Here is a 22,689-nt window from a genome sequence, read left to right as displayed (position 1 = left end):
TCATTGGTTCGAGTGATCTGGGCATAGATGAAACGGTAAATGGTCTCGTGAGAGATCATCGGCCCTCGGGCGTCTCGGGCAAGTCGTCCAGCGATTTGTTGCGGCGACCAGCCGATGAGCAAAGCGATCACTACCGTCTGGCGTAACTCACGGTCTCGGTCGAGCATGGAACCACTCCAGCGTCGAGCACGGCTCTGTTGGTCGGCATACATGGGGGTGTAGCTTCCGTTCCTGTTGCAATTTCGCTTTATTTCACGAGCAACTGTCGATGGCGCGCGATCCACAGCTGCCGCGATTTGCCGGATCGAGATCCTATTGGAACGTAAATGGGCAATATCGAACCGTTCTTGGCCGTTGAGTTGAATGTATTTTTGTCCCATAGCACCACCTGTATAAGGTGTTGCACTTCGTTTGTGAAGCTAGGGAAACCAGGGCATCTTCTCTCGGTATTTGTAGCGACTCCGCCGCGGCGGACCGTGGTTCGGCGAGAGTTTTGTCAGCCGACAGACAGATTGCACATCGATAATGAAAAACCCACCCGTTGGGTGGGCTACAGCTCCCAAGTGAAGGAGAAAGAAAAGATCACACCGTCCGCCACGGCAGAGTGTGGTACAAGATTCAAAGCAGACATTTCTATCGTTGTTCCGTCAGCCAAATATTTAAGCTAGGAAAAGCACAATTCTACTATAGCTCTTTCATCAGCAACAAAATATCCAGAGGCTTAGTGTACATTATAATCTCACCATTGGCGTCTCGCGGCCATTGGTCGTCGGGGCGGTCGGCATAAATCTCGATCCCGTTCTCGTCTGGGTCGCGTAGATAGATGGCCTCACTGACGGTGGTCGGCTGTCCCGTCGATTGGCCAATTGTGGTCGACAAGGCGTTTGAGTGATCGGGCGAGTTCAGTTCTATTTGGCGCTAAAATGGCAAAATGAAACAGCCCAGTACTTCCAGGAGACGATGGCGCACCGCCAGCGCTTTGCCATGTATTTAATCCGATATGATGATGATAGCCGCCGGCCGAGAGAAACGCGGCTTGAGTGCCCAGACGAGTAGTGAGTTCAAAACCCAAAATCTCAGTGTAGAACTTTACTGAGCGTTCAATATCTGAGACGCGAAGGTGGACATGCCCGATGCGAGTCTGGTGATGAAGTGAATGTTTTCCTTCTACTTTCTCCATACTCATAATATGTACTTTTTATGATATGAGGAAAACAGGTAATTCTAATCCTGCTTAAAGTTGCCAAACGCCAACCTTCGTAAATATATTTACGCATGACGATTTTGACAGTGCCGAGTATTGCCCGGTTGCTAATTTCTCGTTGCTATTATCAGCTTTCTATGTTGCTATTTTTGATAAAATGACTACCTTAAAGAGTCAAACTAATAGACACGAATTTACAGACATTTCACTGGAGGTTTATTTAATGAAATACCACACACATATTATCGATGGGTTGAAAGAAAGGCTTTTACTGGCGTTTGCTCTGGCACTGCTGACAGTACTGATTTTGGTATCTGCAGGCCATGCCAAAGACAGCGACAACGATGGAATGCCGGACAATGTCGACAAGCGGCCGCATACCGCCGGGTATTTTAATCCTTATGTCACAGCCAGCGGCAACACCCCTCATTTTGTGTATGCCACAAATTCGTTTGAACTCAATGCGGGTTCAAGACCGATACTGGATCGCTTGGTCAGAAAATTAAAAGCCTCGCCCGACACGAAAGTTGAAATTCGCGGCTATGCCGATGATACCGGCAACGATGCCCATAATTTGAAACTCTCACACGCCAGAGCTCACAAGGTCAAAACTTATCTTGTCAGCCGTGGTGTGCACGAATCGCGAGTGCTGGCTACGGGATATGGAGAAAATCCATCCCATGTCGTCGGTGATAATTCAACCAGTGAGGGACGCCAGAAGAACCGCCGCGTCGAGGTCAAATTGGTAAACTAAGCTCTTTTACTATAGAGTAAGCAAAAGGCGTGGATCATCTCCACGCCTTTTTTATTTCCATGTGTTAATTCCCCCTGTCTATACACGGTAGACAGCGTTTCTTCTTCGACGGACATGGAGCCCTCTTCTGTCATTGGAAAATAATAAGGGCAGGTACGGGGACCTGCCCCTACGGAATTAACTGACGGGTGACATTTTAGGTCGGTGCCATTCGGTTGCCATTGTAGGGTCACCCCCCTGTGGTTGCCCTCTTACTCTCCTCGATGTGAGACCGTCAGGGCAATCTCAGTTGATGTCTATCGATGTAGCCGGGCGTCCCTGCCCGACTGTTCTGACCTCCACGCCTTGTTTTTCCTCTTGACACATCCATTTTATGTTACTATATAGTAACATGTCTGCCGCCAATGATGAAAGAATCTGGAAAGCCCTCGCCGACCCGACCCGCCGCGAACTGTTGGATTTGCTCAAAGACGGCCCGCAGACAACAGGGGAGCTCATCGAATATTTCCCGGTTTTCTCGCGCTGCACTATCATGAAACACCTTGGTATCCTTGTGGACGCCAAATTGGTTGTCGTCCGCCGTGAAGGACGATACCGCTGGAATTATCTCAACGCCGTCCCCATCCAGCAAATATATGAACGGTGGATGAGTCCCTATGTCGGCACGATGGCATCCTCAATGCTTAAACTAAAAAAGAAACTTGAACAATAAATCAGAAACTTCAGCCAAAGAGGTAAAACGTGTCAAATCCATCAGATGAAAAAAAAGAGGTTAGCGCCTTGCAGATTGAACTTGAGATTACCATCAAAGCCTCGCGTGAGCGGGTCTGGAAAGCGCTCGTTGAGGAATCGACTATGTGGTGGAGGAAAGATTTCTACGCGACAGCCAATCCCAAGGCATTTATTATCGAGCCAAAGATCGGCGGTCGGGTCTATGAAGATGCCGGCGATGGCGCCGGTCTGATATGGTACAATGTCATTGGTATTGAAACCGGGCGGTCGATAAACTGTGTGGGGCATATTTCGCCTCCCTATGGAGGCCCGGCGACGTCTCTTTTGCGGCTCTCTCTGGAAGAGAAAGGAAAAAACGAGACGGTTCTTCGTCTGACAGATGCGCTCTTCGGACATTTGCCGAGTTGCAGCGCCAAAGAGGGCTGGTTAATGTTATTCGACGAGAGCTTCAAGGCCTATGTGGAGGGAAGGAACGAATAGTCTTATATCTTTGGCACTTTTCGCCCCAACCTATCTGAGCGGACAAGGTAGTTCCTATCTCGTAGAGCCGGGTTCCTTTTGAATGACTGGCTGCACGAGTCTTTTGACTTATTTGGTTTAACCTTATCGTTGCCAGATAGTTAGCTTTCGGTTGGGTTGAACTGCTATATCCTGTTTCAAAGCTTGCTTGGAACATTTAACTGCCGTACATTTTTGATCTATGTCAACGAAAAGACGGACACGATAATACCTTCGCTAATTAACCCAAGGAATATTAGTACATGACACACAGCCCACAGCCGACTTCAATAAATGACAATCAGAGAAGCGATCGCCGATCCGAATATAATATGCTCAGCCGTAAAGTGGCCGATGCTGGCCTTTTCGACAAACAGCCCCTGTTCTATGTAAGCCGGATTTCCGAAATTTTACTCTATCTGACTGGCGGATATTTACTTCTTTTTGCGACAAACAGTATCTGGACCCTCTTGCTTGCGGCCGTGGTACTGGCCTTCGGTTTCACACAAATAGCCTTCATTGTCCATGATTCAGGCCATAGACAGGTTTTCACACGGATTGGCCGCAATGACATCCTCGGCACTATTTGCGCCAATCTTGGTCTGGGTCTCTCATATGGCTGGTGGGTGGGAAAACATAACGAGCATCACAGACATCCCAACCATGTAGATCTTGACCCGGATGTCGATGTACCGGTCATCGCCTTTACCGAAGAGCAAGCCCTCGCAACACACGGCCCGGCGCGATGGATTGTCCGGTATCAGGCCTTCTTTTTCTTCCCGATTTTGGCTTTTTTGTCGGCCAGTATCCGTATGCAGGGCTTTCGGCATTTACTATCGGGCAAAGCCAAAAATTCAAAAACTGAGCTTGCTTTGATCGCAGTGAATGCAACTCTCTATTTCGGGTCGCTTTTTCTCTTTTTGCCTCCGCTTCACGCGCTCTTGTTTATCTTTGTCCATCAATCGCTGTTCGGCATGTATATGGGATTGGTCTTTGCCACCAACCATAAAGGGATGCCGACTCCGGATGAGGCGATAAGCCAGGACCCGATTCTGCGTCAAGTTGTGACCACGCGTAATATCAAAGCGAATGCAGTTTCTGATTATATATTTGGCAATCTTGGCACCCAGATCGAGCACCATCTATTCCCGAATCTTCCCCGACGACGGTTGCGCGATGCCGAGCCGATTGTCAAAGAATTTTGCCGTGAGCGCGGAATTAGCTATCATGAGACTGGCGCGTTCGGCGCATACTGGGAAGTCCTCACAGAACTTCATAAAGTGAGCGCACCACTCCGCAGATAGAAACGAAATTCACGGACGTCGTCGCGATTCGCTCTTCCAACGACTCAATGTAACGTCACCGCAGCGAAGCCGCGATGGAAAAGCTGTGGTCCATCTTCTCTTTACTCTTGTAGCACACCGCTTGCGGTGTGATTTTACGGATGGTGCAGGACAGAGACGGCCTGCACGAAGATGAATATGAGATTGCCATGTTTCACTTAAGAAATCCGCCGCGGCGGACGGTGTGATCTTTTCTTTCCCTTTATCTCTGGGTGAGGTCATATTCATGAGACTCAAGAATCGCTGAACCGCAGGGGTTCAGCGCTACAAGACGATGACAAAACAAAAAGGTTGAAGATCACACCGCAAGCGATGTGGTACAAGAAACAAAGCCGAAATTCCCAGGATGGTCGTTGCGAGTCCGCCGCAGACGGAATCGCAACAAGATAAAGAGGATATGGGATTGCATTGTTTCACTTAGAAGCGTAATTCCTAACGACTGATGGAAAGTTCGGTACTGTCCCCTACGTCTTTCGCTCTTTCTTCTTTGCGGCAGGGAAGAGGATATTGTTGAGAATGAGCCGATAGCCGGGCGAGTTTTTCTGTAAATTGAGTTCCGTTGGAGGGTCGTTAATCATGTGCTGATAGTCTTCGGGGTCATGTCCGGCATAAAATGTGAATGTCCCCCGTCCATAATTTCCATGCAGATACCGCACTTCATCAAAATTATCAGGCTGGCCTAATACCGTCACATGTTTTTTCATAAGTGACTTTCTAAAACCGGTCACCTGCCCCATAAAGCCATTGATAGTGCTGACATGACATTGGGTCAGCATCGTCGGGACCGGATCAAGTTTAGCTGAGAACTCAAAGAGAAAAAAGAAGTCCTGATCCGGGGTCTTGAATCGCATCAACCGCTCAGGATAGGTGTCGATATTTGAGCGTCGATAGGCCATCGGATCAAAATTGGGAGTGAAATTCTCGAAGGCAAACGTCTTTGAGAAATCGAGTTTACCTGCTCCACCGGGGTCGACAGGATCGCCATCGAACTCACGAGGGACAATATCCACGCCATCAGCGGCAAGAGCGATATCAATTGTCTCTGGCGCGGAACACATGGTAAAGAAGAAGCCGCCCCGTTTGACAAACTCAGCGACCGTTTTGGCAACATCCCGTTTCATCAAAGAAACCTTGTTGTACCCGAGTTTGCTGGCCAGTTCCTCAGAGGTGCGGACATCGGCCTGATACCAGAGTTCATTTCGGAAAGAAGCATAGAACTTTCCGTACTGGCCGGTGAAATCTTCATGGTGGCAGTGGAGCCAATCGTAATCGTCAAGACCGCCGTTGAGCACTTCTTCGTCCCAGACAACATCATATTTTATTTCAGCATAGGTCAATGCCAGCGTAACTGCGTCATCCCAGGGGCGCAAATTTGGGGGAGAGTAGACCGCAATATGGGGGGCTTTCTCAAGTTCCACCCGCTCCATATTTTCGACTTCGATTTGAGCCATAATGTCAGAGACCTGACCTGATGTAATTGACTCCATCGTGACACCCATCAACAGACCCATATCAGCAATGTCCTGAGACTGGTCGAGCAAAAACGAACCGCCGCGATAGTTTAACAGCCACTGTCCTTTGATTCCTTTGTCGAGGGCTTTGTAGACGACACCATATGCTTTGAGGTGGTCGGTCTGTGTTTCATCCATCGGAATAAGAATCGAGGCGGCGGTGATTTGTACAGGAATCATTGCCATTATGCTTAGGAGGAAAATCAGGAAGGGTCGTCTCATATTGGTAGTCATTAAACGCAAAGTCTCACTTTCGGTTCGAATATAATTGGCCGGTATCTTAACTCTTTTTGGTTTGGTCGGATATTGATGACTTTTTCTCGGCCGTATTCTTTTCGGCCACAAGTCCCTTTCGAAAAGCATGAAATTTCTCAAGATATTCCGCAATTCGCTTTTCGTCTCCGCCATTGGTAGGCTGATAGTAACGACGTTCCCCAAGTTCTTTCGGGAAATATTGCTGGGTTGTTAACGCTTCCTTATAGTCATGAGCGTATTGGTATCCCGCTCCATATCCCAGCCCTTTCATAAGTCTGGTCGGCGCGTTGCGTATCTCGAGCGGTACTGGCAGCGAACCATGTTGCTCCACATCTTTCTTCGACTGCTTGAAGGCTGTATAAACCGCATTCGACTTCGGAGCGCAGGCCATATAGATGACCAATTGAGCGATAGCGAGTTCACCTTCGGGTGATCCCAGAAAATGAAAGGAATCGCGGGCATTCAGGGCCAAAGTCAGGGCGTAGGGGTCAGCCAGGCCGATATCTTCGGTTGCAAAACGAACCAATCGCCGGATAACATACATCGGCTCTTCGCCAGATTCAAGCATCCGAGTGAGCCAATAGAGCGCGGCATCGGGATCACCACCACGAATGGTCTTATGAAGGGCCGAAATAAGGTTGAAATGTTCTTCGCCCGATTTGTCATAGAGAAATGTCCCGCGCTGGTTGACCTGTCGAAGGTCATCGAGAGTTATTGTCTTCCGCTCGCCAACAAAGGCCGCTGTCGCTTCGAGCAATGAAAGTCCCCTTCGGGCGTCGCCATCGGAAGCGGCAGCCAGGTATTCAAGGGCGTCCGGAGCAAGACTCAATTCTTTTTTGCCAAGTCCCCGTTCGGTATTTGAGAGGGCGTTTAGCATTATTTGCTTTAAGGCCTCTTCAGATATCCGGGTGAGGACATAGACTCGCATTCGCGAAAGAAGAGCCGAATTGACCTCGAACGACGGATTCTCTGTTGTGGCGCCAATCAGGATGACATCGCCGTGCTCGACATATGGCAGAAAGGCGTCCTGCTGGGCCTTATTGAAGCGGTGTATTTCATCGACAAAAATATATGTCCTTCGGCCCGACATCTGGTAATAGCCAGCGGCTTTAGTCAGGACATCTTTGACTTCTTTTATGCCGGATGTCACAGCTGAAAAATTGACAAACTGTCCATGAGTTGATTTGGCTATAAGCTCGGCAAGTGTCGTCTTGCCGCTGCCGGTCGGCCCCCAGAAAATTATCGATGGGACTTTGTCCTGTTCGATAGCCATGCGAAGAGGCGTGGTTTCTCCCACCACAGCTTCCTGGCCGATTAATTCATTGAACGTTTGCGGACGCATTCTGTCCGCAAGCGGTTTTATTGAATCACTTCGGAATGATTTTGTTTTGGAGTTTTCATCTTCAAAAAAGTCCATGCATTAAAGATACGATCAGGAGCATAGCCGAACAATCACAATAAATTGCTCGGCTGATGCTTTGCGGTTCGCATCCTGTAGTCCAGGATGCCTATTACTGTGAACCTGACGGATTCAAGTCGAACTTTTTTATTTTGCGCCAGAGGGTGGTCCGGCCGATTCCAAGCGCGGCGGCTGTCTTTTTGTAATTCCAGTTATTGTCAGAGAGCGCCCGGACAATAAGGTTGCGCTGGTTTGAGCCAAGCAACCCGCCTTCATTGGAAAAGTCCGGAATGTTTGAGAGGACAAGAGATCGTTTCTCGTTGTCTTGAGCAATTGGCAGACGAATATCATCGCTTTTGATCCTGTTTTCTGCGCAAAAGAGAGAGGAATTGAGTATTGTTTTTTTTAATTCTTCGATATTTCCGGGCCAGAAATAATTCAGGAGTTTGTCAACTGCCCTCGCGGTGATTGCGCGTTCAGGTTGATTTGATTCATAGGCTATGTGACGCAACAAATGAACTATCAACTGCTCAATATCCTCGGCTCTATTTTTAAGCGGGGGAAGAGCCAGACTTACAACATTCAAAATGTTATAAAGCTCGGTTGAGAATTGCCCGTTTCGGGTCATCTCAGCCAGAATTGTTGAGGCCGATGAGATGAGCCGCAGATTTTGTATTTCGCCGCCGCCGAAGCAGGAGGTCTGTAATGATGTGACTTTGAGAAATTTCAGGACTTGCAATTGCAGGTGAGTCGAGAGCGTGTCGGCATTTCCTAAAAAGAGCGTTCCATGTAAATTCCCTTTTTCACCGAGCATGGTCAGTTGTTGCAATTCGACTTCGAACAAAGCCTGAGGAATGAGAGCGCAGTCAAGACTTACAAACCGCCCAAATCGCTGATGCGAATGTTCATGGATAATTCTCGCGCAGTGCTGTCGGCCCGTTCCGGGCTCGCCTGATATAAGCAGAGAGATATCTGTGGCAGCGACTCTGTTAATAATTTCTTTTATCTGTTGGATCGGCTTGGATGAGCCAACAAGATTGTCAAAGCCCAGTGACATAGCCGAATGTTCTTTGAGTCGAAAAAGCTGCTCGGAGAGCTTTGCCCGCTCAATACTTTTTCGGATTCGAAAAACCAGCATCCCGATCGAATACGGCTTGGACAGTATATCAAACCGCGATTCTCCTGCAGCCTCCAATGCGTTAACTAATCCTGTGTCCTGAGCAATAAGTAGAATAGCCCAATAGGGGGATTGATTTCTTAGATGAGCGAGAATATTGGCTATCCCGTCTGTTTCAACCGTGTCATCGACCACCACAAGCTCGAACGAATCCGTCTTGAGCCGTTCCAGTCCCTCAATAAATGTTTCCACCGATGCCAGCCGTATATTCAGACCCATTGAGTCGGAGATTGAACTTCTCTGGAAGAAAAGTTCACTTCCAATCGTGATGATCGATTCTGTCCGTTTTGGAGAGTTCACTGATTTATTCTTCGATTTCGAAAATCGGAAATGTGAATCGCAAGAGCCGGCTTTGAGCATCTCGGACATCGGTCATTTCAAGTCTCACTTCCATTAGCTCGGCCAGAGCCTCGGCATAGATTTGAGATTCGGCGTCAGCATGAAGCGCTGTCATGGATTCGCAATTGGAAATACGCATGGTTAGAACCATTGATTTTGAATGAAAATCAGCTTGTACCGAAATACTCACTGACTCAAATTCCTGCTGCGAATGAATATGGGCGCTGAGGGCCGACTCAAATAAAAACAGAAGAGAATGGTCGGGGGCAAAAACCAGGAACGCGCTCTCATTAAGACTATCCAGACTCGGCAGTTTGCAAGAGTCGAATCTTTCGGCAAGTATGCTCAAGGTCTTATGAAGACCCAAACGGAGCGGTTGACCCATCCGCTGAAGGGTCGCATAGTTCACAGCGAGATGTGTTCGGTCGAGTTGATGATTTATCTCCTGAAGTTCGGTGCGAGTCATAACAGCGATTTCCGTCAACTGATCTTCGTTGCGGTCGATGGACAATGCACCAAGATGGCCCGTAACTGCCGACAGCCTTCCAACTCTCCGTCGTAGAGAGGAGATAAGATGATTTGAAAGCAGTCGTGACCGGAAATCCGGCGATGGCGCTAGTTGCTCGCTGCCAGATGGCTTTCCAATCAGCCGCAATATATTTTTTTTCTGAGAGGTGACTGCAAATCGATAGTCGGGCTTTGGAATCTTTGAGTTCTTGATTACCACATCTTCCATGTATCCTGTATCGGTTGCCCAGTAAAACACTTTAATGTCGAGAAACTGATGTAATAATTTAGCTGACAATAACTTAGGAATCGGCTTGACGGATGCCTGTCCCTTCCATATCTTTCCACATGCCACTCACAAAAGCACAAGTCGAACATGTCGCCCGTCTGGCGCGACTAAATCTTACCGCGGAAGAAATCGAGCGTTTTACTCAGGAACTGGCCGTAATTCTCGAATATGTTGACCAGCTTCAGACGGTCAATACTGATGGTGTCGAGCCGCAGAATCAATTTATCGCCGCCGAAAATGTTTTCCGCGAAGATCTCGTTGTACCGTCCCTTCCGATCGAAAAAGTGCTGGGCAACGCTCCTGTCCATGACGGAGAGTTTTTCCTTGTCCCGAAGGTAATTGGAGGATGAAAGCAACAGTCACAGCGGTTATACCCGCGCGACTTGGCTCTTCTCGCTTTCCGGGCAAAGCTTTACATCCGTATTTAGACAAACCCCTTCTTTTCTATGTTTGGAACGATCTTCGCAAGGTAAAATCAATAGACCGTCTGGTTGTAGCTACCGACGACCTATCTATCTCCAAAGCCGCAAAAAATTTCGGAGCTGAGGTGGTAAAGACATCAGCAAAGCACAGAAGCGGCTCGGATAGAGCGGCTGAGGCCGCACGAAAAGTCGGCGGCGACATCATATTAAATGTTCAGGGGGATAACTTTGGACTACGCGCCAAGGATATCGACAACGTAATCACTTTGATGAAAAAGGACAGGAAAATCACCAGCGCGACTTTTGCGCAAAAGATTATCTCCGATGCCGATCTCTTTGATCCGAACAAGGTCAAAGTTATTTTCTCAAGAGCTGGCTATGCGCTCTGGTTTTCAAGATTCCCCCTGCCATATTTGCAATCGGCCTACTCAGAAGTTGAGAGAAACATTCAATTCAACTTCTGGGCGCATATTGGTGTATATTTCTTCAGAAAGCAGACCCTCTCAAAATTCGCCGCAACTCCCCGAACTTCGTTTGAAATGGCGGAATCTTTGGAGCAGCTACGGCTGTTAGAGTTTGGTGAGCGGATGAAAGTATTCAAGACGACCATGACGACAGTGTCTATAGACCAGCCGGGTGATGTTAAAAAAATTAATTCACTCTATAAGAACAGGTAATTTCCATGTCAGAGCCAACAAAGACCAAATACATTTTCGTAACGGGCGGGGTGGTCTCCTCTCTCGGCAAAGGGATTGCCGCGGCATCGCTCGGGTTACTTCTGCAGAAGCGCGGACTCAGTGTCCAAAATCTCAAACTCGATCCCTATCTCAATGTCGATCCGGGTACAATGAATCCCTTCCAGCATGGAGAGGTTTTTGTCCTCGATGACGGCTCGGAGACCGACCTCGATCTCGGTCATTACGAGCGTTTTCTTGATCAGTCCCTCGAAAAAGGGAATAATGTCACCACAGGTCAAATCTACAATACCGTTATTACCCGCGAACGACGTGGAGATTATTTAGGCGCGACCGTTCAGGTTATCCCCCATGTCACAGAAGAAATAAAATCCCGAATTCGCAATCCTATCAAATCGACCGTCAAACCCGATGTTATTATCACCGAGATTGGCGGCACAGTCGGCGATATCGAATCACTGCCGTTTCTTGAGGCTATTCGTCAAATAGGCCTTGAGGAAGGGGTTCAGAATGTCATGTACATTCACCTGACTCTTGTGCCCTATGTTGATTCAGCCGGAGAGTTCAAGACCAAGCCGACCCAGCACTCGGTTAAAGATTTACGTGAGATCGGCATCCAGCCCCACATGCTGCTGTGCCGTGTTGCAAAGCCAATCAGCGATTCTATTCGACAAAAAATATCGCTTTTTTGTTCGGTCCCAACCCGATCGGTAATTACCGCCGAGGATGTTCCTACTATATATGAGGTGCCGCTCAAATTTCATGAGCAGCAACTTGATCAAATTGTCTGCGAACATTTCAATTGGCATTTGCCCGAGCCGGATGTCAGTGACTGGATCGAGATGGTCGAAAAAATAAAATCTCCTAAGCGGAAGGTCAAAATCGCGATCTGCGGCAAATATGTTAACCTCAAAGATGCCTACAAATCGATTATTGAAGCCTTTATCCATGCCGGAGTGACAAGCGACGCCGAAGTCTCACTTCAGTGGGTATCCTCAGAGGACATAAAGCAGCGCGGCGCCGAGGCGATGCTGACCGATATCGACGGTCTGCTTATTCCCGGCGGGTTTGGCGAACGAGGGGTCGAAGGAAAGATCGAGGCCATTCGTTATGTGCGGGAGAGAAATATTCCATTTTTTGGAATCTGCCTTGGTATGCAGTGTGCCGTTATTGAGTTTGCGCGCAATGTCTGCGGACTCGAAGACGCGCATTCATACGAATTTTACCGCGATATGAAACATCCGGTCATTCACCTCATGGCCGACCAGGAAGGCGTGACAGAGTTGGGCGGAACGATGCGTCTTGGCGCCTACCCATGTATCATCCGCGATAACACCAAATCTCAGGAAGCCTATAAACTATCGGAGATTTCAGAGCGCCACCGCCATCGCTATGAATTGAACAATGTCTACCGCGATATGCTCATTGAAAAAGGGCTTGTCGTAGCAGGTACATCGCCGGACAATCGTCTTGTAGAGATTATCGAAGTTGCAAATCATCCATGGTTTGTGGGTGTGCAGTTTCATCCCGAGCTCAAATCTCGTCCGACACGCCCCCACCCTCTATTTAGAGAATTTGTGAGGGCTTCTGTTGACCACTATCTTCGTAAGAATGGCCTTGCTGACGAGACGCGGATAAAACCCGAGGATGTCACCATTTCGGCCAATTAACAGAAAAGAGCGGTTACGTTCATTCACATTGCATTCGCAACACAATGTTGACATCCACACCTCTCTTGGCTATTCTTTATGGCCGTGTGATGACGCGCGACATAGCAGCACCCGGTAGTGACCTGAAGTATGAGTAATAGAGGCGATATCAGTTACAGACCATTTCCGCTTGTTCTCGGTTCGCTGTCTTTTCTGTTCCTCCTGAGCGTTTATGTTAAGGCTGAGTCCGACCCGCCGAATAATATTGCCACCCAGATGGAATCCATTACTAAGACGCATGCCTCGTTTGTCCGACCGATAAATCCCGATCAATTCCTCATCCGCCCTGGCGAAAAACTCACCGTCACATTTATCAAAACCCAACTGTCATCTCTGCGGCTAATAGTTGACGCCGAAGGGCGCATTATTCATGAGAATATCGGGATGCTCGAAGTCGGCGGGATGACTCTCTCGCAAGTCAGAGAGCTTCTCAAAGCAGAGCTTAAGAAAGCCTACACAACCGAACAAATCATAATCTCCATCGATGAGCCTGCTCTCGTCGCCATCACTATTTTCGGAGCAGTTGCCAAACCCGGAACATATAGTCTCTATAATTCTCAATCAGTTTCTGTCCTCATCGATTCAGCGCGAGGGATACTTCCGGGGGGCTCGAGGCGGCGTATAGAATTAAGCGGCGGACCGGGTACTCTTACTGTTGACTTGGACAAGGCACAATTCGCAGGTCAATTTACATCCGACCCCTATCTCTATTCTGGTATTTCCGTCTTTGTGCCCGGCCAGGACGAAAAGGTGGTACAGTTGACCGGAGAAGTGAGAACTTCGAGAACAATCGAACTCATGGGCGGAGAAAGTCTGGCGCAACTCATCTCCTATGCCGGCGGACTAACCATTCGCGCTGACACAGCGAACGCCTATTGCCTCCGAAAAGACGGACAGAAGGTTGGCGTCAAAGAAGGATTCCACAGCAAAGATATCATTGTCATTCCCTCGCAGGCTTTGTCATCGGATTCGAAATCACTGCAGATTTTTGGCGCGGTTGAAAAACCCGGCTTTTATTCTCTTTCTGAAAATATGTCTATCGATGACCTGCTCAAAATCGCCGGAGGCGTGAGCGGCGATGGAAACATCTCGCGGATTGTTGTTTTTCGCGAGACCGAACGAAGTCCCTGGGAGCACTCCGAGTCAGGACGATATCCGATACGTGTCACGGCGAATGGCACCCAGTCGAGCATGCTGCTTTCTGCCTCTGACTCTATATTTGTCCCACAGCGGGTCGGCTATGTTAAAGTCAGCGGTGAAGTAAAACGCCCGGGACTTTATTTATTCGGCGAATCAAAAAACGCCAAGAATTATATTGATCTGGCTGGTGGATTTGTCTCGACTGCCAATCGTTCCCACTTAGGCATGTTCGACCGCATAGCCCAAACGACGGATATTATCTCCCCCGAATCCTACGTCGGGGACGGTGATGAGTTAATCGTCTATGGTCAGGAAGAAACACTGTAGTGACTTCTGAATCGAACAATCTATTTCTTTTTCTTGAAATGCTCGTACGGAAGAAGCGTTTCATACTCGGGTTCATTTTGACCATCACGGTTATCGCTATCGCTGTCTCGTTCCTTCTGCCAGTTTGGTATAAAGCAACCGCCCTCGTGCTTCCCTCATCAGGAGATTCAATGCCGGTTGGCAAATACGCTCAACTCTCACAACTCTCTTCGCTAACCTCGGGACTTGAGTTGCCTGCGATGGTCACACCGGCCGATGTCCATGCCCGGGTTTTGCGAAGCAACGTTATTGCCGACCAAATTATAGACCGGTTCGATCTTATGAGACGTTACAAATCCGAACGCAGAGCCGAAGCCTATGAGACCTTGAAAGATCGGGCGGTGTTTGCGGCCACAGATGAAGGTCTCCTTACAATCTCAGTCGAAGACCGCGAACCGCAAGTTGCCTCTGATATGGCTAACGCATTTGTCGAGGAGCTCAACAAAGTTTCCCGTGAACTCATTGTCGGAAAGGCTCGCGAAAAGCGCATTTTTGTCGAGGAACGACTTGCCGCAATAAAAGGTGAACTTGATTCTGCGCGCTACCTCCTTCAGGCCTTCCAGCAAGATAACCGCACTGTCGATTTCGATGAGCAGACTAAACTTGCCCTTGATCAGGCCGTTTCCATGAAAATCGAACTCGCCTCTCTCGAGGTACAAATTCAAATGGATGAGCGAATCTATGGTTCAAACCATCCTTCGCTCATGGAAAACAAAGGAAGACAGGCGCTCATTCGTTCTCAACTTAACCGGCTTGAGCACGGCGGCAGCGACAGTTCATATTTTGCCCTCCCGCTGGCATCGGTTCCATCGCTCAAAGGACGCTATGAGTTTCTCCTCAGCCGGGTGCGGGTGAGCGAAGCGCTTTACGAAGTTCTCCTTGAACAGCACGAGCAGGCAAAAATACAGGAAGCCGAGGCTATTCCCTTTGTCTCGATAATCGATAAGGCCCAGGTACCCGAGTTAAAGAGCCGTCCCCAGCGGACATTTATTGTTGTCATCAGCGCAGGTCTTGCAGTAATTATGGCCATTATTCTGGCTTCGGTCATAACCTTTCTTGAAAATCTGAGTCAGAGAAATAATGATGACTACCAGCGGGTGCAGTCATTTTTTAGAGCATATCTTGGTTGGCTGCCCGGATTCAAAGGCCACAACCGATGACAGAGAGCGAAAGGATTTAATGACCACATCGTATATAGCCCCCACCGCCACAATCGGCGCCGGAAGCCGTTTTGGACAGTTTTGTTCCTTCGGCGTAAACAGCCAAATCGGGGGCGACTGCGTAATCGGAAGTCATGTTATCATCCACGATGACACGATCATTGGCGACAATGTCCGAATCGACGATGTCGCAGTGATTGGGAAGAAGCCGATGCGGGCGGCCAATTCAGCAGTTACTAAAAGCGATGAATTGCCACCGGCTACGGTCGGAAACAATTGCATAATCGGCACCCATGTCGTTATTTATCGCGGCTGTACCCTCGGTAACAAGGTCCTTGTCGCCGATCTGTCGACCGTTCGCGAACGGGTGAGTGTTGGCGATTTCAGCATCATCGGGCGAGGAGTGGCAATCGAAAACGACTGCTCTATCGGACGCTACGTAAAACTCGAAACCAATGTCTATATCACTGCCTATTCGACAATCGAAGACCGGGTCTTTGTTGCGCCATGTGTTGCTACCTCGAACGACAATTATATTGGCCGCACCGAAGAGCGCTTTAAACACTTCAAAGGTGTTACCATAAAACGCGGCGCACGAATCGGAGTCGGGGCAGTGATACTGCCCGGAATAATTATCGCCGAGGACACACTCGTCGCGGCGGGCGCGCTTGTCACAAAAAACACAGCGCCGAAAAAAATCGTGGCTGGAGTGCCCGCGAAAGAATTCCGCGATGTCCCGCCCGAACAACTTCTCGAAAATCAAGGCTGGAAGGAGTAATAGAGCGCATGGCTGTCCCATTATTGGATTTGACCCGTCAATACGCGTACATGAAAACCGAGATGGACAAGGCGGTAATCAACGTCTACACCCACGGCAAATTTGTGCTTGGCCCTGAAGTCACTGAATTTGAAGCCGAGTGCGCCAAACTTTCCGGCGTCAAACACGGAATAGGAGTCGCATCAGGTACCGATGCCCTTCTCATCGCCCTTCGCGCCTGCGGTGTCGGTCCGGGGGACGAAGTTATCACCTCTGATTTTTCGTTCTTTGCCTCCGCCGGTGTGGTCTCTCGCTTGGGCGGAAAGCCGGTTTTTATCGATATTGACGCCGACAGCTACAATATCAACCCAAATAAAATCGAGGCCGCAATCACGAAGAAAACCAAAGTCATCGTTCCAGTTCACCTTTTTGGCCAAATGGCGGACATGGATCCAATTATGGCTATCGCCAAAAAACATAAACTGAAAGTTATCGAAGACGGCGCACAGTCGATAGGGGCTGAATACAAGGGCAAGCCATGCGGTTCAATCGGCGATTATGGCTGCTTTTCTTTTTTTCCATCAAAGAATCTCGGAGGCTCGGGTGATGGCGGGATGATGGTCACCAACACCGATGAAAACAACGACCTCTGCCGGATGCTTCGCGCCCACGGAGAAAAACCGAAGTATTATCATAAAGTTGTCGGCTATAACTCGCGTCTCGATACCGTCCAAGCGGCCACACTATTAGTAAAGTTGCCGTATTTGCGTAAATGGTCGGAAAAGCGAATCCAAAATGCCGCCAAATATGACGCCGCATTATCAGGAATCAAAAATCTCAAAACCCCGAAGCGGATGCCGTATTCGACCTTTCACATCTATAATCAATATACTCTGGCATCGCCACATCGTAAAAAAATAATGGACGGCCTTAACGCCGCAGGAGTCGGTGTCATGATTTACTATCCTGTCCCGTTCCATAAGCAAGAATGCTTCGCGGACCTTGGATTTCAACCCAAAGACTTTCCGAACTCGGCTAGAGCGGCCAGCGAAGTTTTTTCAATACCGATATATCCTGAGATGACATCAGCCGAACAGGATGAAGTTATCGCAACTCTTAAACAGCTCACGGCATAATTAAGAGCTGTGACCGCATACCGCGTCTTATTCTTTGCCTGGGCTGATTCGCCGCACACGCAGAGATGGGCTGTCGGGATGACCGCACGAGGTTATGAAATTACTGTCATCTCGCTCGGCGGCGATCCCATTGACGGTGTCGAGACTATAATTTATCCCCATACCGGCAAGTTGGCCTATTTCAGCAATTTCCTCCGCGCCGTTCAACACGCACGCGCCTTGAAACCGGATATTTTGCATTTGCATGCCGTGTCAGGTTTTGGTCTCTGGTCAGTTGGCGCGAGAATATCTCCGACTATTGCATCGGTTTGGGGATCCGACATACTCGAGTTTGGGGCGCGAGGATGGGGGAGGATGCTCGTGCGACGGATGCTGAAATGCGCAAGGCATATAACTGCCACAAGCGAGTTTCTGAAAAATGCAACGCTTGAGATTGCGCCCGGAATTTCAAATAGACTCACCGTCATTCCGTTCGGTGTAACGGCTCCTCAAAAAATAGAAGCGTTCCCGCCACATTCTCCTTTCCGGCTCTGTATGCTCAAAGCAAATCGACATATTTATGGAGTCGAGACCATGATGCGGGCGATGGCTATATTGAAGAATAAAAACATCGGTGTCACAGTTTCAATCCTGCGTGCAGGAACCTACGAAGCAAAAATTAGAGAAATGATCAAGGAGTTTGGCCTCGCGGAGAATGTGAATCTCATCGGAAACCTTGACCATGATAAAATCTATGATTTTATTGCCCAGCACCATGCCCTGCTTATGCCATCGCTCAGCGAATCATTTGGTGTGGCCGCGCTCGAAGCCCAAGCCGCAGGGAGGCCGGTAATTGCAACAGATGTGGGGGGCATCCCCGAAGTTGTGCTCGATGGTAAAACGGGTATTCTTGTTCAGCCGAATAATCCGCAGGCATTAGCGGAAGCAATTACGAAACTTGCGACAAACATCCCTCTGGTCGAAAAAATGGGACAGGCCGGGCGTGAATTTGTTCAATCCCGTTATGTGTGGTCGAAATCTTTGGATATGATGCAGGGAATCTACGAACAAGCGCTCAATGAAAAAGCCTAAAATTCCGCTTTTTAATCTGACCGTAAGCCCGGAGGCAGTCCGCGAAGTCACAGCCACGCTCAAATCCGGCTGGCTGACGACCGGCTCAAAAGCAGATCGGCTCGAACAAGAGATCGGAGAATTACTCGGAGTTCGCCATGTGGCCGCAGTCTCCTCGGCGACATCTGGGATGCTCTTGGCGCTTCAGGCTCTTGGCGTCTCGAAAGGGAGCGAGGTCATTACCACGCCTTTTACTTTTGTCGCGACAACTGAAGTTATACTCCACTGCGGAGCAAAACCTGTTTTTGTCGATATTGATCCTGAAACCCTCACTATCGGTCCGGCGTTGATCGAGAAGAAAATCAACCGGAAAACTGCCTGTATCCTGGCGGTCGATCTCGCCGGTTTCCCGTGCGATTACAAAGCCCTGCGAACTGTCGGAAAGAAACATTTACTGCCGATCCTCTCAGATTCGTCACACGCTCTTGCTTCGGCTGTAAACGACAAATCCATCGCGCAACTTGCCAATATTGCCGTCTACTCGCTTCATGCCACCAAAAACCTGACTTCAGGCGAAGGAGGAATTGTCGCTTCGACAAATAAGCAGTTGATCGAGCGTGTTCGCCTGCTGTCCCGTCATGCCATGACCGCCAATGCCTTTCAAAGACAAAAAGCCGGTAAAGCCGCCTACGATGTCTCGGCATTGGGCTCCAAAGCCAACCTGAGCGACATACACGCGTCAGTAGCACTCGGACAAATGAGGCAATTTGCCAAACGACAGAAACAACGTGAGACTATCGCAGCGAGGTATGCCAAAAATCTCGCAGTGTATTCTGATTGTCTTTCCCTGCCGTTCTTGAAGAAAGGATTTAACCACAGTTGGCATCTCTATATTATCCGCCTCAAACTTGATTCCCTAAAAATCTCACGCGACCAATTCATTTATGAAATGTCAATTCATGGTATCGAATGCGGCATTCACTACCGGCCGATATATGAGTTCTCCTTCTATCGCGCGCTTGGTTACTCAGGCAAAAATCTTCCGAACACTGCTCAAGCCGGACGAAGTGTGCTCTCTCTTCCAATGTATCCCGACCTGACTTTGGCTCAGGTTGACACCGTATGCGACGCTCTCTCGGCTGTCATAGCCAAATACCGGCGGTAGTAAGTGAGTTCATAGAGCTTGACTTTGAGGGGGTATTGGCGGAGATTTAGATAATGGAATCCAAACCCCATTATAATTATCATGATGTTTTGTGGGCTCCGGCAAAAGCGCTGTCAGCAAAACAGATAGCGACTATGACCCTGTTTCTATTGCTGTCGCTTGTGGTTTACAATCTTTTCACTTACAGCGCGTTGGCTGTAGACTATCAGCCGCTCTCATCGGCCTTCTCAGTATACGGATTGCTTCCATTTGACTATCATACCTTTGAAAGCAGCCTTGCCCGAAGTGTTTACTACAGCGGCATTGGCGTGTCGGTCTTTGTCATCATGCTCGGAATGTTTGCCATCGCGGCTTTTAATATAGAACTTATTCGCGGAAATCGATTTATGAGCATCCGCCAGGTTCTGCGATTCACCCGCCAAAGAATGTCTCAGATATTTCTCTCTGAGCTTTCGATAGTTCTCTTTGTGGGATTTGTAATATTTTTATTATTCCTTTTTGGATTGATCACACGCATCCCGTACTTGGGCGACTGGCTCTATTTGCTTTTCTTCATATTCCCTGGTTTTATAATTACAATTTTTGTTATTTTTATACTCTTTGTATGTGTCGCAAGCATTCTTCTTTTGCCAGCAGTTTCAGCGGCTGAAAGGCAGGGTGAGACATTCACCGCAATACTTGAGACTTTCTCGATTATTATCCGCCAGCCGATTCGATGGCTGGGATATACTCTTTATTCACTCGCCGCGGCCAAAGTCTCAATGTTCGTCTTCGCCTACTTCGCCTACCGGGCTGTCATGTTTTTGGTCTGGTCGGTCTCGCTTGGCGGCGGAGAAAAAATTGTGACTTTAACCCAGTCAGGCCTGACACTCCTTCCGCACAACTCCGCGCTTGTGTCATCGGTTTTCAGCCTCTTTCCCGGTGTCACGTTTTCTTTTTCAGTCTCGGAATTTGCCCGGCGATGGGCCGAAACACCGGCGGCTTATGGGATGGCTGTTGTGCTCTTTATAATATTTGCTTCTGTACTTGGATATGGATTGGCAATTATCGCCGCTGCGCAGGCCCGAGGATATGCCGCGCTTCGCAAGATCAAAGACAATCATCTGATTGGAGATGAGCAGTCTCTGTTTTTTGTGGATGAGCACGTCAATCCCGAAATTGTGACGTCACCAATCAAGACCGAATAAGTTTGCTGAAAAATCCAGTATCGCAGACCCAATGCAGATTATTCGTTCCATTGCCAAAATGCAGTCGCTCTCCCGGCGCCTGGTTGCCGAAGGAAAGCGTATAGGGCTTGTTCCCACAATGGGATATTTGCACGAAGGTCACCTTTCTCTTATTCGACGCGCAAAAAAACAGACGCACACTGTTATCACCACTATTTTTGTAAATCCGGCGCAGTTTGCTCCTACCGAAGATCTGTCTCGCTATCCGCGCGATGAAAAAGGGGATGTCCGAAAAATAAAATCCGCGGGGGGAGACATTGTCTTTGTTCCCGATGTCTCAGAAATATACCCGTCCGATTTTCAGACCTATGTTGTCGTCGAAAAGCTCACCCAAACCCTCGAAGGTTCAGCGCGACCGGATCATTTCCGCGGCGTGACAACGATTGTCGCGAAACTGTTTAATATCACTCGTCCTGATCTTGTGGTCTTTGGTCAAAAAGATTTCCAGCAGGCTAGAGTCCTTGAGCGTATGACGACTGATTTGGGCTATCCGATAAAATATATAATTTCACCTACTGTCCGTGAACGGGATGGCCTGGCCATGTCATCGAGGAACGCATACTTTGATGCCGAAGGCAGGAAGGAAGCCCTGGCTCTCTTTCAGGCATTACAGGCGGCCAAAATGCTTGTGCGGTCAGAAGAGTTGAGTGCAACAAAGGTCGAACAAGAAATGTGTGAGGTCATTCTGAAAATATCTCCCGAAGCAGAAATTGACTACATAGCTTTCACCGATTTTGAGACTTTGTCTTCTTCGCCAAAAATTGCCAAAGGCACATATGTGTCAATGGCGGTTCGAATTCGCGGAGTTCGTCTGATCGACAATTTGAAACTTCTCTAAGTCTCTTCATGAAATGACTAAACCAACTCAGCATATGCGATTACGGACACCGGGCGTCAATATCGCTGTCGTGGCAAAAGATGAAACGGGATGGAAATTTCTTATAGTGAAACGCTCGGAATCGGAGACCTATCCCGGCCGGATCGGTTTTGTGACGGGAATGTCTGATGACAGCGAAACAGTGACCCGGACCGCGATCCGCGAACTTGCCGAAGAGACTGGTTTGACTGCCAACAGCCTTTGGACGACAGAACATCTTATCCAATTCTATGAGCCGTATTCCGATTCGATTTGGTTTCTTCCGGTTTTGGTCGCAATCGTAAATTCGGAATCGAAAGTTTCCCTTTGTCCTGAAAACTGTGAGTATTTTTGGCTGGATTACCGAAAAGCCCAGCAAAAGGTCAATTGGAAAAACCTCGTACACATTCTCAATGAACTTCAGGAAGAACTTGAGCGCTTTCCCGCTTCAAGCTGGATTGCGCTACCGGTCTAATAGCCGCAGCTGGTTAGTCAAAATAGAACGCTCGAAAAAAATCCCCTTCCCCTTGGTGCTTGCGCCATCCACCGAATATGCTATATTCGACGAACTTGTTTAGGAAGCACAATGTTAGAAGAAAAGAATGTTGATAACTGTCTGTAAATCCAAAATTCACCGCGCTACTGTGACGCAGGCCGACCTCAATTATGTTGGCTCAATTACCATAGATTCCGAGTTGATTCGTAAAGCCGACCTTATAGAGTTTGAGAAAGTCCATGTCGTCAATATCAACAACGGCGAGCGGTTTGAGACGTATGTTATTGAGGGAGAAGCAGGTAGCGGGGTTATCGGACTAAACGGAGCGACTGCCCGTAAAGGGCAAAAAGGGGATTTGATCATAATTATAGCATACGCACAAATTGATAAAAGCTTATCTCTTGGCTTTTCGCCGGCAGTTGTGCATGTCGATTCGATGAATAAACCCACCAATTAACTAAATCTGCCCCTGCTATTTTCGCACACTAAAAAGGAATGAAGGT

General features: G+C 48.5%; 22 protein-coding genes and 1 pseudogene. 17 read left to right on the top strand and 6 right to left on the bottom strand.

Annotated elements, in window-relative coordinates:
• The coding region (locus SGI97_07505) for a helix-turn-helix domain-containing protein (protein ID MDZ4723733.1) at window positions 1-380 on the bottom strand (380 nt) is incomplete at its 3' end.
• Between the two features lie 304 nt (window positions 381-684).
• Window positions 685-1,180 (bottom strand): annotated as a pseudogene (locus tag SGI97_07500) (VOC family protein).
• Between the two features lie 247 nt (window positions 1,181-1,427).
• Between SGI97_07500 and SGI97_07495 the strand changes: the two are divergent.
• The 4 genes from SGI97_07495 (at window position 1,428) to SGI97_07480 (ending at window position 4,492) form a co-directional block, all read left to right on the top strand.
• Window positions 1,428-1,958, top strand: a complete 531-nt coding sequence (locus SGI97_07495) for an OmpA family protein (GenBank protein ID MDZ4723732.1) — start codon at window positions 1,428-1,430, stop codon at window positions 1,956-1,958.
• Between the two features lie 391 nt (window positions 1,959-2,349).
• Window positions 2,350-2,670: a helix-turn-helix domain-containing protein gene (locus tag SGI97_07490; protein ID MDZ4723731.1), complete on the top strand. Its 321-nt coding sequence runs from the start codon at window positions 2,350-2,352 to the stop codon at window positions 2,668-2,670.
• Between the two features lie 29 nt (window positions 2,671-2,699).
• A complete protein-coding gene (locus tag SGI97_07485; protein MDZ4723730.1) occupies window positions 2,700-3,170 on the top strand; it encodes a hypothetical protein in 471 nt (156 codons plus the stop codon).
• Window positions 3,171-3,451: 281 nt separating this feature from the next.
• Window positions 3,452-4,492 carry an acyl-CoA desaturase gene (locus SGI97_07480; GenBank protein MDZ4723729.1) on the top strand — a complete coding sequence of 347 codons (1,041 nt, stop codon included), beginning with the start codon at window positions 3,452-3,454 and terminating at the stop codon, window positions 4,490-4,492.
• A 503-nt stretch (window positions 4,493-4,995) separates the two neighbouring features.
• Here SGI97_07480 and SGI97_07475 read toward each other — a convergent pair.
• The 4 genes from SGI97_07475 to SGI97_07460 all read right to left on the bottom strand — a co-directional run bounded on the left by SGI97_07475 (window position 4,996) and on the right by SGI97_07460 (window position 10,017).
• Window positions 4,996-6,222 carry an asparagine synthetase B gene (locus SGI97_07475; GenBank protein MDZ4723728.1) on the bottom strand — a complete coding sequence of 409 codons (1,227 nt, stop codon included), beginning with the start codon at window positions 6,220-6,222 and terminating at the stop codon, window positions 4,996-4,998.
• 100 nt (window positions 6,223-6,322) lie between these two features.
• Window positions 6,323-7,714: a replication-associated recombination protein A gene (locus SGI97_07470; protein ID MDZ4723727.1), complete on the bottom strand. Its 1,392-nt coding sequence runs from the start codon at window positions 7,712-7,714 to the stop codon at window positions 6,323-6,325.
• A 94-nt stretch (window positions 7,715-7,808) separates the two neighbouring features.
• A complete protein-coding gene (locus SGI97_07465) occupies window positions 7,809-9,173 on the bottom strand; it encodes a sigma 54-interacting transcriptional regulator (protein ID MDZ4723726.1) in 1,365 nt (454 codons plus the stop codon).
• A 4-nt stretch (window positions 9,174-9,177) separates the two neighbouring features.
• Window positions 9,178-10,017: a hypothetical protein gene (locus tag SGI97_07460; protein ID MDZ4723725.1), complete on the bottom strand. Its 840-nt coding sequence runs from the start codon at window positions 10,015-10,017 to the stop codon at window positions 9,178-9,180.
• Window positions 10,018-10,067: 50 nt separating this feature from the next.
• Between SGI97_07460 and gatC the strand changes: the two genes are divergently transcribed.
• The 13 genes from gatC to panD all read left to right on the top strand — a co-directional run bounded on the left by gatC (window position 10,068) and on the right by panD (window position 22,643).
• The gene (gatC, locus tag SGI97_07455; protein MDZ4723724.1) at window positions 10,068-10,358 is read left to right on the top strand and encodes an Asp-tRNA(Asn)/Glu-tRNA(Gln) amidotransferase subunit GatC; all 291 of its coding nucleotides are present in this window, start codon (window positions 10,068-10,070) and stop codon (window positions 10,356-10,358) included.
• Window positions 10,355-11,107 (top strand): 3-deoxy-manno-octulosonate cytidylyltransferase, encoded by a 753-nt coding sequence (kdsB, locus tag SGI97_07450; protein MDZ4723723.1) that lies wholly within the window; start codon window positions 10,355-10,357, stop codon window positions 11,105-11,107. Before gatC ends, kdsB begins: the two co-directional genes overlap by 4 nt.
• A gap of 5 nt (window positions 11,108-11,112) precedes the next feature.
• Complete coding sequence (locus SGI97_07445; GenBank protein ID MDZ4723722.1) at window positions 11,113-12,795, top strand: CTP synthase; 1,683 nt, start codon at window positions 11,113-11,115, stop codon at window positions 12,793-12,795.
• Window positions 12,796-12,924: 129 nt separating this feature from the next.
• The gene (locus SGI97_07440) at window positions 12,925-14,301 is read left to right on the top strand and encodes an SLBB domain-containing protein (GenBank protein ID MDZ4723721.1); all 1,377 of its coding nucleotides are present in this window, start codon (window positions 12,925-12,927) and stop codon (window positions 14,299-14,301) included.
• Window positions 14,301-15,500 carry a GNVR domain-containing protein gene (locus SGI97_07435; protein ID MDZ4723720.1) on the top strand — a complete coding sequence of 400 codons (1,200 nt, stop codon included), beginning with the start codon at window positions 14,301-14,303 and terminating at the stop codon, window positions 15,498-15,500. Before SGI97_07440 ends, SGI97_07435 begins: the two co-directional genes overlap by 1 nt.
• Window positions 15,501-15,519: 19 nt before the next feature.
• On the top strand, window positions 15,520-16,278 hold the full coding sequence (locus SGI97_07430; GenBank protein MDZ4723719.1) for a DapH/DapD/GlmU-related protein: 759 nt from the start codon (window positions 15,520-15,522) through the stop codon (window positions 16,276-16,278).
• Window positions 16,279-16,286: 8 nt separating this feature from the next.
• Window positions 16,287-17,393, top strand: a complete 1,107-nt coding sequence (locus tag SGI97_07425) for a DegT/DnrJ/EryC1/StrS family aminotransferase (protein MDZ4723718.1) — start codon at window positions 16,287-16,289, stop codon at window positions 17,391-17,393.
• Window positions 17,394-17,402: 9 nt separating this feature from the next.
• Window positions 17,403-18,464 (top strand): glycosyltransferase family 4 protein, encoded by a 1,062-nt coding sequence (locus SGI97_07420; GenBank protein MDZ4723717.1) that lies wholly within the window; start codon window positions 17,403-17,405, stop codon window positions 18,462-18,464.
• Entirely contained in the window at window positions 18,451-19,608 is a 1,158-nt protein-coding gene (locus SGI97_07415) for a DegT/DnrJ/EryC1/StrS family aminotransferase (GenBank protein MDZ4723716.1), read from the top strand. The genes SGI97_07420 and SGI97_07415 overlap by 14 nt, the downstream gene beginning before the upstream one ends.
• Before the next feature lie 53 nt (window positions 19,609-19,661).
• On the top strand, window positions 19,662-20,795 hold the full coding sequence (locus SGI97_07410; GenBank protein MDZ4723715.1) for a hypothetical protein: 1,134 nt from the start codon (window positions 19,662-19,664) through the stop codon (window positions 20,793-20,795).
• Window positions 20,796-20,826: 31 nt separating this feature from the next.
• Window positions 20,827-21,672, top strand: a complete 846-nt coding sequence (gene panC / locus SGI97_07405; GenBank protein MDZ4723714.1) for a pantoate--beta-alanine ligase — start codon at window positions 20,827-20,829, stop codon at window positions 21,670-21,672.
• 13 nt (window positions 21,673-21,685) lie between these two features.
• Complete coding sequence (locus SGI97_07400; GenBank protein MDZ4723713.1) at window positions 21,686-22,165, top strand: NUDIX domain-containing protein; 480 nt, start codon at window positions 21,686-21,688, stop codon at window positions 22,163-22,165.
• Between the two features lie 127 nt (window positions 22,166-22,292).
• Complete coding sequence (panD, locus tag SGI97_07395; GenBank protein MDZ4723712.1) at window positions 22,293-22,643, top strand: aspartate 1-decarboxylase; 351 nt, start codon at window positions 22,293-22,295, stop codon at window positions 22,641-22,643.
• The last annotated feature ends 46 nt before the right edge of the window (window positions 22,644-22,689 follow it).

This window comes from Candidatus Zixiibacteriota bacterium (genome assembly GCA_034439475.1).
Taxonomy (GTDB): Bacteria; Zixibacteria; MSB-5A5; order GN15; family FEB-12; genus JAWXAN01.
The sequence above is the reverse complement of the archived record's forward strand: the minus strand, read 5'-3'. Positions and strand labels throughout refer to the sequence as shown.

What these genes read in the sequence shown, in the direction of transcription:
- gatC (MDZ4723724.1), top strand. Translation starts at nt 10,068, where the DNA reads ATGCCACTCACAAAAGCACAAGTCGAACATGTCGCCCGTCTGGCGCGA.
- SGI97_07430 (MDZ4723719.1), top strand. Translation starts at nt 15,520, where the DNA reads ATGACCACATCGTATATAGCCCCCACCGCCACAATCGGCGCCGGAAGC.
- SGI97_07445 (MDZ4723722.1), top strand. Translation starts at nt 11,113, where the DNA reads ATGTCAGAGCCAACAAAGACCAAATACATTTTCGTAACGGGCGGGGTG.
- SGI97_07400 (MDZ4723713.1), top strand. Translation starts at nt 21,686, where the DNA reads ATGACTAAACCAACTCAGCATATGCGATTACGGACACCGGGCGTCAAT.
- SGI97_07495 (MDZ4723732.1), top strand. Translation starts at nt 1,428, where the DNA reads ATGAAATACCACACACATATTATCGATGGGTTGAAAGAAAGGCTTTTA.
- SGI97_07475 (MDZ4723728.1), bottom strand. Translation starts at nt 6,222, where the DNA reads ATGATTCCTGTACAAATCACCGCCGCCTCGATTCTTATTCCGATGGAT.
- SGI97_07415 (MDZ4723716.1), top strand. Translation starts at nt 18,451, where the DNA reads ATGAAAAAGCCTAAAATTCCGCTTTTTAATCTGACCGTAAGCCCGGAG.
- panC (MDZ4723714.1), top strand. Translation starts at nt 20,827, where the DNA reads ATGCAGATTATTCGTTCCATTGCCAAAATGCAGTCGCTCTCCCGGCGC.
- kdsB (MDZ4723723.1), top strand. Translation starts at nt 10,355, where the DNA reads ATGAAAGCAACAGTCACAGCGGTTATACCCGCGCGACTTGGCTCTTCT.
- SGI97_07490 (MDZ4723731.1), top strand. Translation starts at nt 2,350, where the DNA reads ATGTCTGCCGCCAATGATGAAAGAATCTGGAAAGCCCTCGCCGACCCG.
- SGI97_07425 (MDZ4723718.1), top strand. Translation starts at nt 16,287, where the DNA reads ATGGCTGTCCCATTATTGGATTTGACCCGTCAATACGCGTACATGAAA.
- SGI97_07440 (MDZ4723721.1), top strand. Translation starts at nt 12,925, where the DNA reads ATGAGTAATAGAGGCGATATCAGTTACAGACCATTTCCGCTTGTTCTC.
- SGI97_07470 (MDZ4723727.1), bottom strand. Translation starts at nt 7,714, where the DNA reads ATGGACTTTTTTGAAGATGAAAACTCCAAAACAAAATCATTCCGAAGT.
- SGI97_07410 (MDZ4723715.1), top strand. Translation starts at nt 19,662, where the DNA reads ATGGAATCCAAACCCCATTATAATTATCATGATGTTTTGTGGGCTCCG.
- panD (MDZ4723712.1), top strand. Translation starts at nt 22,293, where the DNA reads ATGTTGATAACTGTCTGTAAATCCAAAATTCACCGCGCTACTGTGACG.
- SGI97_07480 (MDZ4723729.1), top strand. Translation starts at nt 3,452, where the DNA reads ATGACACACAGCCCACAGCCGACTTCAATAAATGACAATCAGAGAAGC.